We start from the raw sequence: 12,844 nt of genomic DNA on the forward strand, positions 1-12,844 counted from the left end.
TTCAGTTCTCCGGAGAATCGGACGGCGGTTCGGGGTGCGCTACCGCCCCACCGGACCCCGTCGTGGTGCCCGTCGCAGAGGTCGAGCCACCGTTGAGAATCCCGTTGTCGCTGCCGCCACCGGAGAGCGTGAGCTCGCGGGGCGTCATCACGGGAGGACGGCTGGACGGCTGACGCCGACTGGAACCCGTCCACGCGGGACGGGCCGGGCGCTTGGTGACCGGTGCGAAGATCTCGGCGACCTGGGCCTTGTCCAGGGTCTCCTTCTCCAGCAGCTCCAGCACCAGGTTGTCCAGCACGTCACGGTTCTCGACGAGAATCTCCCACGCTTCGTTGTGGGCGGTCTCGATGAACCTCTTGACCTCTTCGTCGACGATAGCCGCGACCTCTTCGGAGTAGTCGCGCTGGTGACCCATTTCACGACCCAGGAACGGCTCGGCACCGTCGTTGCCGAACTTGATCGCACCCAGGCGCTCGGTCATGCCGTACTGCGTGACCATCGAGCGGGCCAGACCGGTGGCCTTCTCGATGTCGTTCGAGGCGCCCGTGGTCGGGTCGTGGAAGACCAGCTCCTCCGCCGCGCGCCCGCCCATCATGTAGGCGAGCTGGTCGAGCATCTCGTTGCGCGTGGTGGAGTACTTGTCCTCTTCGGGCAGCACCATCGTGTAGCCGAGCGCCCGGCCCCGGGACAGGATCGTGATCTTGTGCACCGGGTCGGTGTTCGGCAGCGCGTGCGCCACCAGGGCGTGGCCGCCCTCGTGGTACGCGGTGATCTTCTTTTCCTTGTCGCTCATGATCCGGGTGCGCTTCTGCGGCCCGGCCACGACCCGGTCGATCGCCTCGTCCATCGACTTCGCGTCGATCAGCTTGGCGTCCGAGCGGGCGGTCAGCAGCGCGGCCTCGTTGAGCACGTTCGCGAGGTCGGCGCCGGTGAACCCGGGGGTACGCCGGGCGACCGCCTTGAGGTCGATGTCGTCGGTGACCGGCTTGCCCTTGGCGTGCACCTTGAGGATGTCCCAGCGGCCCTGCATGTCGGGACGGTCGACCGCGATCTGCCGGTCGAAGCGGCCCGGGCGCAGCAGCGCCGGGTCCAGGATGTCCGGCCGGTTGGTCGCCGCGATCAGGATCACGCCGCCCTTGACGTCGAAGCCGTCCATCTCGACCAGGAGCTGGTTGAGCGTCTGCTCGCGTTCGTCGTGACCGCCGCCCATGCCCGCGCCGCGGTGCCGGCCGACCGCGTCGATCTCGTCGACGAAGACGATCGCCGGCGCGTTGGCCTTGGCCTGCTCGAACAGGTCGCGGACCCGGGAGGCGCCGACACCGACGAACATCTCGACGAAGTCCGAACCGGAGATCGAGTAGAACGGCACGCCGGCCTCACCCGCGACCGCGCGGGCGAGCAGGGTCTTGCCTGTTCCGGGCGGACCGTAGAGCAGCACGCCCTTGGGGATCTTCGCGCCGACCGCCTGGAACTTGGCCGGCTCCTGGAGGAACTCCTTGATCTCGTGGAGTTCCTCGACCGCCTCGTCCGCACCGGCCACGTCGGAGAAGGTCGTCTTCGGCGTGTCCTTGGAGATCAGCTTGGCCTTGGACTTCCCGAAGTTCATGACCCGGGAGCCGCCGCCCTGCATCTGATTCATCAGGAACAGGAAGACCACGACGATGAGCACGAACGGCAGCAGGGAGAACAGGATGCTGACGATCGTGCTCTGCTTGCTGAGCTTGACCGTGTAGGAGTCCTGGATCTTGCCCTGCTCGTACTTGGACTGGAGCAGGCGCTGGATCTCCACGCCCTGCTCGTCGATGTACGAGGTCTTGATCTTGTTGTGCTTGTCGATCTTCACCCCGGGGATCAGGGTGAGCTCAAGTGACTGGTCGTTACCGCCGATGAGCTTGGCTGACTTGACCTGGTCGTTTTGGATCGCCTGGATCGCCTTGCCGGTGTCGACACCCTTGAAGCCGCTCGAAGAGGAGACGAGCTGCATCAGGAGGATCACAGCAATGACGGCCAGCGCGATCCACATGACCGGCCCGCGGAAATAGCGCTTGACGTCCATCGATGCGGGGCAGCAGACGCCCCGTCCCTCCTGCCGACTTTTGACCCGGACGCCTTATGGCCCCCGGGTACGTTGCCTGTCCGGTATCGCCCGGCACGGTCGCCCGTGCTGATCGGATGTCACTGCGTTAGACGGTACACCGGGCGTCCGCACGTCAACGCGCCGCGCGTTCACTCACGTTGCGCGCCTTCGTGGATCGACCCCCGACGCATCCTCCAACGAGGGGAAACGTTCCCCTTGTTCCCGGATGCTGTTACAGGATGTCGATCGCGCAAACCCGAAGCCATGATCCATGCGCCCGAGCGGGTCAGGTCGGCTTCGAACCGCCGTACACGTGCTCGGCCAGTGTGCCCACGAACGGCAGGTTGCGGTAGCGCTCGGCGTAGTCGAGGCCGTAGCCCACCACGAACTCGTTGGGGATGTCGAAGCCCACGTACTTGACCGGGATGTCGACCTTGGCGGCCTCCGGCTTGCGGAAGAACGCGCACACCTCGAGCGAGGCGGGGCCTCGCGAGGTGAGGTTGGCGAGCATCCACGACAGGGTCAGGCCCGAGTCGATGATGTCCTCGACGACCAGGACGTGCCGACCGGCGATGTCCGCGTCGAGGTCCTTGAGGATGCGCACGACGCCCGAGGACTTGGTGCCGGAGCCGTAGGACGACACCGCCATCCAGTCCATCTTGACCGGCGAGTGCACCGCCCGGGCGAGGTCGGCCATGACCATGACGGCGCCCTTGAGCACGCCGACGAGCAGCAGGTCCTGACCCTGGTAGTCCTCGTCGATCCGCTCGGCGAGCTCGACGAGCTTCGCCTCGATCTCCTCCTGCGTGACGAGGACCCTTTCGAGGTCGGCGCCCATGTCCTTCTCGTCCACCACATGCCTTACTACGAAGTTTTCGACAGAGCCCCGCGGTCACCGGTCAGGATTGAGCCGGCCGGTGAAAGAGAAGCCTGCCACACCGCCTGCGTATCTCGACGCCCCCGGGCAGGTGGATGGGCCCCTGGCCGTGCCACGAGATGACCAGCTTCTCCACCGCCTCCACGTGCCGGGCGAACAACGCGCCGGGGGGACTGCCCGCGCCGACGGCGGTCCGGCGCAGCACCCGGCGGCGCACCGCCGCGGGCAGTTCGGCCAGCCCGGCGACCTCCAGCTCCCCGTCGTCGTGCGTGACGTCCGCCTGGGCCCGGTCGGCCCACTGGTCGAGTGCCTCGGCGTCGTCGCGGAACAGTCGCGCGGTGCGGGCCAGCGCCTCGGACACCCCGGGGCCCAGCGCCTTCTCCAGCACCGGGAGCACCTCGTGCCGCACCCGCGCCCTGGTGTACGCCGGGTCGGCGTTGTGCGGGTCCTCCCAGGGCAGCAGGTCCTGCGCGACGCACGCCTGGCGGGTGATGTCGCGGCCCAGCTCCAGGAACGGGCGCTGGTAGTGGCCGGTCAGCGGCGGCATGCCGGCGAGCGAGCGGGCGCCGGAGCCTCGGGCGAGCCCGAGCAGGACGGTCTCGGCCTGGTCCTCCAGGGTGTGTCCGAGCAGCACCAGCGCGGCGCCGTGCGTCTTGGCGGCGGTGTCCAGGGCGGTGTAGCGGGCCAGCCGCGCGGCGCCCTCGGGGCCGCCCCGGGTGCCGACCGTGACGCCGAGCGCGTCGACCGGGCCCAGGCCCAGGTCGCGCAGCCGGGCGACCAGGTCCACGGCTCGGCGGGTGGAGCCGGCCTGGAGACCGTGGTCGACGGTGATGGCTCCGGCGCGCAGACCCGCGCGGGGAGCCTCGAACGCGGTGGCCGCTGCGAGCGCCAACGAGTCCGCGCCACCACTGCAGGCCACCAGGACGAGATCACCCGGTTGCAGCTCGCGCAGGGTCTTGCGGACGGCCAGCCTGGTGGCGGCCACGGCGGGATGGGGTCCCACGGCTCGACGACACCTCCTTGCACGTCCGGTTCGGCCGGTTCGCGGAGGTCGCGGCCTCCGCGAGAAATGCCGAAGAGAATTGGTTTGCCCACGCTACGTCACCCGAAGCGCGCCGGGCCGCAGACACCACCGGATGTCGCCCGGATGAGGACGCGGGCGGGCCGGCGCCGGCCCGCCGCGGCCCGAGACGGCGCCGCGTCGGGTCTCGCGCGTCGGCTCACGCGGGGTCGGTGGGGCCCTCGGTCGGGGCGGGCCCGGTGCCGGCCTTGCCGTGCACCCGGTCCACCCACGTGCCCGGCTCGGCCACCTCGGCCTTGGTGGGCAGCGTGTTCGGGGAGGTCCACACCCGGTTGAAGCCCTCCATGCCGACCCGACCGACGACCTCGCGCACGAACCGCTCGCCGTCGCGGTACTGGCGCAGTTTGGCGTCCATGCCCAGCAGCTTGCGCAGTGCCTGGTCGAGTCGCCCGGTGCCCTGGGCGCGACGCTCGGCGAACTTCTCCCGGATCTCCGCCACGGTGGGGATCACCTGCGGCCCGACCCCGTCCATCACGAAGTCGGCGTGCCCCTCCAGGAGCGACATCACCGCGGTGATCCGGCCCAGGATCTCGCGCTGTTCCGGCGTCTGCACGAGTTCGACCAGCGAGCCGCCGTCACCGTCGCCCTCGCCGCCGCCCCGGCGCGCGCCGGCGAACGTGGAGACCGCCTCGCGCAGCCGGCCGAGCACCGCCGACGGGTCGACCTCGGTCTGCCCCAGGAAGCCGTGGATCTCCTGTTCGAGGTGGTCGCGCAGCCACGGCACGGCGGTGAACTGGGTCCGGTGGGTCTCCTCGTGCAGGCACACCCACAGCCGGAAGTCGTGCGGGTCCACCCCGAGCTCGCGCTCGACCTGGACGATGTTGGGCGCGACCAGGAGCAGCCGCCCGGGGCCGTGCCCGCTCGCGCCCGGGGTCTGCGGCGCGAAGGTCTCGTACTGGCCGAGCACGCGCGAGGACAGGAACGCGAGCAGCGTGCCCAGCTCCAGGCCGGTGACCTTGCCGCCCACGGTGCCCAGCGCGGCACCGCCCGGCATGTTCTCGCGGCGCTGTTCCACCTTGTCCAGGAGCGGGCGCAACACGTGCCGGAAGCCCTGCACGTTGGCGCGCGCCCAGCCCGGTCGGTCCACCACCAGGACCGGGGTGTCGTTGTCGCCCGAATCGAGTCCCGTGAACGCCCGTACGTGCCCCTCGGACGTCTTGGCGTGCGCGCGCAGCTCCGCCACGACCGCCCGCGCCTCGTCCCGTCCGACGTCGGGTCCCGGCCGCACGAGCCGGTTCGCCGTCGCCACGGCCAGGTCCCAATCGATCATGTCCGCACCGTTGCCGCTCGTCATACCGCCACGGTACGTGCTCGGCGCGGCCTCGAAAGAGGAACCGGGGCCCGCGACTTGTGCGGATCGCGGATTCGGCGGACCCGCGAGGCGGCTCGGCCCGCGGCGCGAACCGGGTCGAACGCCGGGAGCGGCACGCTTCAGCCGGCGCAGCCGCAGTCGGCCAGCGCGGCGGCCATCCGGTCGATCGCCGCACGGGCCGGGTCGGGGTCGCCGGTGAACCTGTCGGCCAGGATCGCGAACGCGAGCAGTCGGCCGTCCTTGTCCCGGACCAGCCCGGACAGCGTGCTGACCCCGGTCAGCGAGCCGGTCTTGGCGCGGACCACGCCGGCCGCGTCGGCGGAGCCGCTGGTGGCCCCGTACCGGTCGGTCAGGGTGCCGGTGAAGCCCGCGATGGGCAGGCCGGTGAGCGCCCAGCGCAGTTCGGGGTGCGCCGTGGACGCGGCCACCGCGAGGGTCCGCACGAGGGTCTGCGGGGTGAGCTTGTCCTCCTTGTCCAACCCGCTGCCGTCCTTGAGGTTGGACGCGCCGTAGGGGACGCCCAGGCCCTCCAGGACCTGGCGCGCCGCGACGGTGCCGCCCTGGAAGCTCGCGGGCTGCCCCTTGGCGATCGCGACCTGCCGCAGCAGCGCCTCGGCCAGGTCGTTGTCGCTGAACGTCAACATCTGCTCGACCATCGCGGACAGCGGCGGGGACTGCACGGAGGCGAGTTCGGGCGCGCCGGAGGCGGGCGCGGTGCCCGGGGCGGGCGTGCCGTCGACGGTGATGCCCGCGGTCTTGAGCTGGGCGGCGAACTTCTTCGCGGCGTCGATGCCCGGGGAGGCCACCCGGTTGCTCTCCTTGCCGACCACGCCCGGGTCCACCCGGCCCTCGTCGACCATCAGCGACACCACCGGCGCGATGTTCTCGTTGACGCCGATCGCGTGCAGGGCCGGACCGGTGTAGAGCGTGGTGTCGTACTGGAGTTTGACCTGAGTGGTGCCGCTCGCCTTGAGCGCGGCCGCCGTCGCCGTCGCCAGGTCGGACAGCCGGGCGGGTCGGTAGCCGGGGCCGAACTGCCCGCCGTCGAGGGCGGTCAGCGTCGGGTCCCCGCCGCCGACCAGCACGATGGTGCCGGGCGTCGCGCCGGGCACCACCCGGGTCGCGATCCGGTGGTTCGGGCCCGGCGCGGTGAGCGCGGCCACCGCCGTGGTGATCTTGGTGGTGGACGCCGGCGTCGCCGCGCGCTCCTGGTTGGCGCCGTACAGCGGGCGCCCGGTCAGCGCGTCGACCACGGCGACCGCGGGCGGTGCGCCGAGCGCGGTCGCCTTGGCCAACGGTTCCAGCGCGGCCCGGATGCCGGCCTCGGTCGGGGTGGCCCCGGTCGCATCGCCGGACACCGGCGCGAGCACCGGCGGCGCGGCGGCGCTCGCCACCCGCTTGGTGTCCTCGTCGGCTCGGGCCAGGCGTTCGCCCTTCCACGACCCGTGCACGAGCGTCACGAGCACGGCCAGCACGATGGCCGCCACCACCGCGGCGATCGCTTTGCTCCTGGTGCCGGCCACGCGAGACCATCCCCTTCCGCCGGACCACCGGCCATGCGAGACACTGAGACGAGATCAGGTTCTGTCCGGGACCTGTGCCGGGTTCGGCCTCGCGGACAGAACGACCCTAACGGTCCCGGCAACGGTCCCGGCGCAGCACTATGGAGGAGCCTTGGAGTTCGACGTCACCATCGAGATCCCCCGGGGATCGCGCAACAAGTACGAGGTGGACCACGAGACGGGCCGCATCCGGCTCGACCGGATGTTGTTCACGTCGACGCGCTACCCGGCGGACTACGGCTTCATCGAGGACACCCTCGGTGAGGACGGTGACCCGCTGGACGCGCTGGTGCTGCTGGACGAGCCGACCTTCCCGGGCGTGCAGGTCAAGTGCCGGGCGATCGGCATGTTCCGGATGACGGACGAGGCCGGCGGCGACGACAAGGTTCTGTGCGTGCCGGCCACGGACCCGCGCGTGGAGCACCTGCGTGACATCCACCACGTCTCGGAGTTCGACCGGCTCGAGATCCAGCACTTCTTCGAGGTCTACAAGGACCTGGAGCCGGGCAAGTCGGTCGAGGGCGCCAACTGGGTCGGCCGCGACGAGGCCGAGGCCGAGGTCGAGGCCTCGCGCAAGCGGCTCACCGAGCAGGGTCACCACTGACCCGGTAGCACGACACGCGAACGCCGGTCGGCGACGGGCACCCCACAACCGGGGTGGCCGCCGCCGACCGGCGTTCGTCGTCCCGGGCACCGGGGAGCCGATCCGCAGGGCTCGGGACGCGGTCAGGACGGGCGGGCGTAGTAGTCCGGGGTGCCCATGTAGAACATGTTGCTGATCTTGACCACGTCGCCGGTGCGCGGCGCGTGGATCATCCGGCCGCCGCCCAGGTACATCGCGACGTGGTGGATGTCGGACGCGTTCTTGGTCCCGCTCCAGAAGATCAGGTCGCCCGGACGCAGGTTCCGGTAGGACACGGGCGTGCTCTCGACGTACTGCGTGGCGGCGAAGTGGGTCATGTTCACGCCCGCCTCGCGCCACGCCCGCATCACCAGGCCCGAGCAGTCGTAGCCGCGCGGGCCCTCGCCGCCCCACACGTAGGGCTTGCCGAGTTGGGCCTTGGCGTAGGCGATCGCGGCGGACACGCCGGCGGCGGCCGGGGCCTTGCCCGAGGTGTCGGGCCGGGTCGCGGCGGCCGGGTCGGTGCCCTTGGCCGGCTTGGCGGGCTCGCTCGTACTGCCGGCCTTGCTCGCCGCCTGTTCGCGGGCTTCCCGGGCCTCCCGGGCCGCCTCGGCCTGCCGGTCGGCCTCCTGTCGGGCCTGTTCGCGGGCCGCTTCGGCCTCGGCCCGGGCGCGCGCCTCCTCCTCGGCGCGACGCTGAGCCTCGGCCGCCAGGTCGTCCCGACGCTGCGTCTCCAGGGCGACCGAGGTCTGCTTCAGCTCGGCCAGTTCGCTCAGCAGCGCGGTGCGCCGAGCCGCGATCTCGCCGACGCGGCGCTGCTGTGCCGCGAGTTCGGCCTCGACCCGGTCCTTGGCCGCGCGTACCGCCTCGGTCGCGCGGGCGGCAGCCTCCGCCGTGTGCACGGCGTCGGCCTTGGCGGTCGCCGCGTCGCGGACGGCGGTGGTGCCGCGCCGCACGGTGTCGTCGCCGTCCTGTGAGATCCGGCGCAGGCTCTCCGTCCGGGTGACCAGGTCGGCGGGCGAGTCGGCGCCCAGGACCGCCTGGAAGGTGCCGAGCCGGGCACCGCCGCCCATCCGGTAGGTCTGCGCGGCGAGCCGGCCGAGTTCGTCCCGGGCCAGGCCCAGTTGCGCGTCGGCCGCACGCAGGTGTCCGTCGGCGACGACGGCCCGGTCCCGGGTCTGCTCCCGCAGCACCACGGCCCCGTTGTACGCCTCGACGGCGACGCCGGCGCGGATGTCGAGCCGCTCGAGGTCGCTCGCCTCACGATCGAGTTCGGCCTCGATCAGGCCGACGTCCGAGACCTTGCCGGTGACCGCGTCCTGCGCCCGGCGGACCTGGTCGGTCCCCGGGTGGCCGGAGCCGGCCGGGTCGTCGGCGAAGGCCCCGGGGGTGATCGTGAGGACGAGGACGGCGGCGAGTCCGGCAGGGACTGCGGCATGGATGAACGATCGAGGCATGCGGTCTCCCTCCAAGCGGCGGGCACCGAGGGGAACCGGACGTTCCGATTCCGGGCAGGCCTTCTCACGCTAACGAGCCGTAGTCACAACCGCACCATAAGCCACATATTTCCCGCTAATGGGCTTATCCCTCAGCGGTCGACCCGAACACCGGTACGCACGCGGGTCCCGCCGACCACACACCCGCGCCCGGCCCCGTCGGGCCGGCGCTCGGTTCAGCCGGTCGCCATCGACTGCTCCAGGGACCACGTGCACACCGTGCCCGACTCCGAGTCGGCGGTGAGCCACACGCCGTCGGAGCGCACCACGAGCCATTCGCGCGGCGCGTCCTCGGGGTACTCGACCTCGGCGATCGCCCGCAGGTCCGGCACCGAGAACAGCACGTGCCGCTCGCCCGAGGAGGCGGCGAGCACCAGGTCGCGGCGGACGAAGCCCGCGTAGATGTCGAACACCTCGTCCTGGTCCGGGAAGACCTGCTCGCCCGGTCGGGCCGCTATCACCGCGCCGTCCGGGAAGCGCACCAGCCCCAGTGGACCGGCCTCGATCGGCGTGGTCAGCATCATCCGGCCGGAGCCGTGGATGTCGTTGAGCACCCGGCTGTCCCCCGGCGGCACCTGGGCGACCGTGCCCGGGGCGTCCGCGCGGAGCACGAAGATCCGGTACGCGTCGTCGGCGTGCGACGCGGCCAGGCCCACATGCACGCCGTCGGGATGCGGAAGCAGTTCGGAGCCGACGGTGGTCGGGTCCAGCGGCCAGGTCGCCAGCGCGGAGCCGTCCGCGCCGTCGAGCAGCACACACCGGTCCCCCTCCGCGGTCCGCACCACCGCCCAGACCCCGGCCGAGGTGACCGCGCTCGAGCCGGCCTCCTCGGCCTCCCACGGCACGTGCGGGTGTGCCCACACCTCGCGTCCGTCCGGATCCAGCACGACGACCCGATCCGGTGCCGAGGCGACGAAGTGCCCGAGGTCCGGGGTGACCGAGTGGCCGCCCCGCCAGTCCTCGGGCAGTCGTACCTCGCGCACGGTGGTCAGCGAGTCGTCGAGCACGACGAGCGAGCCGTCCACACCGTGCGCGAGCCAGGCCGCCGCGCCGGGGATGCGGTCGAGACTCCACAGGGACGGCAGGGTCGCCCGGGCCAGAAGTTGAGCGCGCATGGCGTGAACTCTATTGGCGCCCGGCACCGACCCGTACGGCTCAGCGCCGGCGATCCGTCTCCGCGTCCGGCCGGTCGTCGCCCGCGCGGTGCCGGCCCCGCCCCGGGACGGAGGACGGCTCCGGGTCCGCCTCGGCCCGCCTGCGCGACGCCGAGCGGGCGCGCAGGAGTTCGATCGCGACCGGGAGCACCGAGATCAGCACGATCCCGACCAGGATGAACTCGATGTTGTCCCGGACGAATTGCACCTGCCCCAGCGAGTGGCCGAGCAGCGTGACGCCCACCGCCCACAGGAACCCGCCGATCACGTTGTAGACCACGAACGTGCGGTACTTCATCCGGGCCACGCCCGCGACGATCGGCGTGAAGGTGCGCACGATCGGCACGAACCGGGCCAGCACGATCGAGCGCGGGCCGTACTTCTCGAAGAACGCGTGCGCCTTCTCCACGTTCTCCCGCTTGAACACCCGCGAATCGGGCCGGTTGAACAGGGACGGCCCCACCTTGCGGCCGAACAGGAAGCCGACCTGGTCGCCCACCACCGCCGCGACCCACAGGAGCAGGCACACCAGCCACAGCGGCTGCGAGAACTTGCCGTCCGAGACCAGCAGGCCGGTGGTGAACAGCAACGAGTCGCCCGGCAGGAAGAAACCGATCAACAGGCCCGACTCGGCGAAGACGATCACCAGGATGCCGATCAGGCCGAACGTGGAGATCAGCTTGTCGGGGTCCAGGAACGATGGACCCAGGGCGATGGTGTTCACGGCGCGAGCCTCCTGGAACGGGTGATGGCGGACGTCGGAAGTCCCCCGACCAGGTCATGATTAGGCAAAGAGAATTCCTTCCGAAGGTAACGTCCGCAGCGTGGGACCGGTTCCCCGGGGGTGCGGTGGAGGAATTCGCCGGATCGGGTCAGGCGCGCTCGGGCCGGGTCAGCGCGACCAGCGCGCCGTCCTCGTCCATGGTCAGTTCGATCGCCAGGGCGCGCAGTTCGCCGAGCCGGCCCAGGTGCGAACCGCCGCACGGGATGTGCGCGTCGCCGTCCGGCAGTCCGCAGTGCCAGACCCGGCGGGCGGTGAGCGCCGGGCCGGGCACCTCGATCCGCACCTCGGCGTCGGTTTTGAGCCATTGTTCGAGCAGCGCCTCGACCTCGTCGCGCACGCCGGGCAGGTCCTGGGCCAGGCCGTCCGCGGTGAAGCCCTTCTTCCGCAGCGACTTGCCGATCCGGTAGTCGTCGCGGCTGCCGCCCACGTCCATCCGGGACGAGGTGATCGCCAGGTTGTCGAAGTCCGGGCGGCCGAGGCTGTCGGTACGAACCTCCTTGCGCCAGCGCGGCGCGAGTACCGCGTTGAGCGCGAAGGCCAACAGGTGGCAGGAGGTGTGCGCGGCGCTCAGCGCGGCCCGGCGCTCGGCGTCCACGATCAGTTCGGCGCTCGCCCCGACCAGGTCGCCCGGATCGCCGAGAGCCTGCGCGAGCACGTGCAGCACCAGCCAGGACCAGTCCTCGTCGCCGCGCCGGACCGGGATCGCCTCGCCCACCGCGAACTCCCCGTCCGGGCCGACCGCGCCGGTCACGCAGTCCGCCACGGCCAACTCCGCGCCCGCCACCCGGATCACCCCGGTGTCGGCGGGCTGGTCCGGCCAGGTGTGGTCCAGCGGGTGGAACGGGGTGCGCGCGACCACCAGCGCGGTCCGCCCGTCCGGCAGCACGGGCGCGGCCAGGATCGGTGCGGTGCCGGTTCCGGCGCCCGCCGGGAAGGTCACCTCGGTGGAAGTCGTGGGGAGGGCCATGCGCGTCCTAACCTCGATTCGATCCGGTCGCCGTCGCACCGGTGCGGCGGTGGCGCCGTTCGGTCCATTCGATCATGGACAATCCTCCTCACACGGGAATCGCGAGCAGGGACGGGTCTGTGCACGACCAAGGCTGGATCTCGACCACGACGGGGCTGGCGGGCGACGCCGAGGCCGGGCCACACGGCGTCGGCTGGATGCTCGTCGCGTTCATCTTCACCTTCGCCGTGACGCGACTGATCACCCGGCTGATCCGGGCGGGCAAGGGCCCGTTCCGGAACATGGTGGTGGGCAGGGTGCACGTGCACCACCAGGTGTACGGGATCTTCCTGATGCTGATCGCGGGCGCGCTGGAGTTCGCCTACGAGCCGGGCGGCGCGCTGCGGCAGGTGCTCGCCGGGTTCTTCGGGATGGGCGCCGCACTCACGCTGGACGAGTTCGCGCTGCTCGTGCACCTGGACGACGTGTACTGGGCGGCGGACGGCCGCAAGTCGGTGGACGCGGTGCTGATCACCGCCGCGATGGGACTGCTGCTGTTCGTCGGCGCCAACCCGCTCGGCCTCGGCGACGGCGACAGCAAGCCGGTGGCCGCGACGGTGGTCGTGTTCAACCTGGCCTTCGCGCTGTGCGCGCTGGCCAAGGGGAAGGTGGCCACCGGTCTGATCGGTGTGTTCGTGCCGTTCGTCGCGATGGTGTCGGCGATGCGCATCGCCAAGCCCGAGTCGCCGTGGGCACGTTGGCGGTACAAGGAGGGTCCGGGGCGCACCTCGCCGCACGCGGACACCAAGCTGGCCCGCTCGTTGCGCCGCTTCCCGCCCGACCGCCGCACGTGGTGGGACCACACCAAGGACTTCGTGGCGGGCGCGCCGCACCGCTAGGGCGGGGCGGCCCGGCGGGCCGCCCCGACGCGTC

11 protein-coding genes are annotated in these 12,844 nt (G+C 71.6%); 2 read left to right on the forward strand and 9 right to left on the reverse strand.

From position 1 onward, the window contains the following. Nucleotide 1: 1 nt before the first annotated feature. The 5 genes from ftsH to dacB form a co-directional block, all read right to left on the reverse strand. The gene (ftsH, locus tag OG948_RS16880) at nucleotides 2-2,056 is read right to left on the reverse strand and encodes an ATP-dependent zinc metalloprotease FtsH (RefSeq protein ID WP_406297351.1); all 2,055 of its coding nucleotides are present in this window, start codon (nucleotides 2,054-2,056) and stop codon (nucleotides 2-4) included. Between the two features lie 307 nt (nucleotides 2,057-2,363). Next, nucleotides 2,364-2,930, reverse strand: coding sequence for a hypoxanthine phosphoribosyltransferase (gene hpt / locus OG948_RS16885; RefSeq protein ID WP_395866775.1), 567 nt, complete (start codon nucleotides 2,928-2,930; stop codon nucleotides 2,364-2,366). Nucleotides 2,931-2,976: 46 nt separating this feature from the next. After that, nucleotides 2,977-3,957, reverse strand: a complete 981-nt coding sequence (tilS, locus tag OG948_RS16890) for a tRNA lysidine(34) synthetase TilS (protein WP_406297352.1) — start codon at nucleotides 3,955-3,957, stop codon at nucleotides 2,977-2,979. A 217-nt stretch (nucleotides 3,958-4,174) separates the two neighbouring features. Beyond that, entirely contained in the window at nucleotides 4,175-5,329 is a 1,155-nt protein-coding gene (locus OG948_RS16895; RefSeq protein WP_406297353.1) for a zinc-dependent metalloprotease, read from the reverse strand. A gap of 137 nt (nucleotides 5,330-5,466) precedes the next feature. Next, entirely contained in the window at nucleotides 5,467-6,870 is a 1,404-nt protein-coding gene (gene dacB / locus OG948_RS16900) for a D-alanyl-D-alanine carboxypeptidase/D-alanyl-D-alanine-endopeptidase (RefSeq protein ID WP_406297354.1), read from the reverse strand. A gap of 151 nt (nucleotides 6,871-7,021) precedes the next feature. Here dacB and OG948_RS16905 point away from each other — a divergent pair, with 151 nt between their 5' ends. Further along, the gene (locus OG948_RS16905) at nucleotides 7,022-7,513 is read left to right on the forward strand and encodes an inorganic diphosphatase (RefSeq protein ID WP_395866767.1); all 492 of its coding nucleotides are present in this window, start codon (nucleotides 7,022-7,024) and stop codon (nucleotides 7,511-7,513) included. Between the two features lie 122 nt (nucleotides 7,514-7,635). Here OG948_RS16905 and OG948_RS16910 read toward each other — a convergent pair whose 3' ends face one another. From OG948_RS16910 to OG948_RS16925, 4 genes are all read right to left on the reverse strand, one after another. Beyond that, complete coding sequence (locus OG948_RS16910; RefSeq protein ID WP_406297355.1) at nucleotides 7,636-8,988, reverse strand: NlpC/P60 family protein; 1,353 nt, start codon at nucleotides 8,986-8,988, stop codon at nucleotides 7,636-7,638. Between the two features lie 215 nt (nucleotides 8,989-9,203). Beyond that, complete coding sequence (locus tag OG948_RS16915; protein WP_406297356.1) at nucleotides 9,204-10,142, reverse strand: hypothetical protein; 939 nt, start codon at nucleotides 10,140-10,142, stop codon at nucleotides 9,204-9,206. A gap of 40 nt (nucleotides 10,143-10,182) precedes the next feature. Beyond that, nucleotides 10,183-10,905 (reverse strand): DedA family protein, encoded by a 723-nt coding sequence (locus OG948_RS16920; protein WP_406297357.1) that lies wholly within the window; start codon nucleotides 10,903-10,905, stop codon nucleotides 10,183-10,185. 148 nt (nucleotides 10,906-11,053) lie between these two features. After that, nucleotides 11,054-11,932: a metal-dependent hydrolase gene (locus tag OG948_RS16925; RefSeq protein ID WP_406297358.1), complete on the reverse strand. Its 879-nt coding sequence runs from the start codon at nucleotides 11,930-11,932 to the stop codon at nucleotides 11,054-11,056. A gap of 119 nt (nucleotides 11,933-12,051) precedes the next feature. Between OG948_RS16925 and OG948_RS16930 the strand changes: the two genes are divergently transcribed. Beyond that, on the forward strand, nucleotides 12,052-12,810 hold the full coding sequence (locus tag OG948_RS16930; protein ID WP_406297359.1) for a hypothetical protein: 759 nt from the start codon (nucleotides 12,052-12,054) through the stop codon (nucleotides 12,808-12,810). Nucleotides 12,811-12,844 lie beyond the last annotated feature (34 nt).

Source organism: Embleya sp. NBC_00888 (assembly GCF_045207655.1).
Classification (GTDB): Bacteria; Actinomycetota; Actinomycetes; order Streptomycetales; family Streptomycetaceae; genus Embleya.

Excerpts from the sequence above, each read along its gene's own strand:
- ftsH (WP_406297351.1), bottom strand. The coding sequence starts at position 2,056 with ATGGACGTCAAGCGCTATTTCCGCGGGCCGGTCATGTGGATCGCGCTG.
- OG948_RS16895 (WP_406297353.1), bottom strand. The coding sequence starts at position 5,329 with ATGACGAGCGGCAACGGTGCGGACATGATCGATTGGGACCTGGCCGTG.
- OG948_RS16910 (WP_406297355.1), bottom strand. The coding sequence starts at position 8,988 with ATGCCTCGATCGTTCATCCATGCCGCAGTCCCTGCCGGACTCGCCGCC.
- OG948_RS16915 (WP_406297356.1), bottom strand. The coding sequence starts at position 10,142 with ATGCGCGCTCAACTTCTGGCCCGGGCGACCCTGCCGTCCCTGTGGAGT.
- OG948_RS16925 (WP_406297358.1), bottom strand. The coding sequence starts at position 11,932 with ATGGCCCTCCCCACGACTTCCACCGAGGTGACCTTCCCGGCGGGCGCC.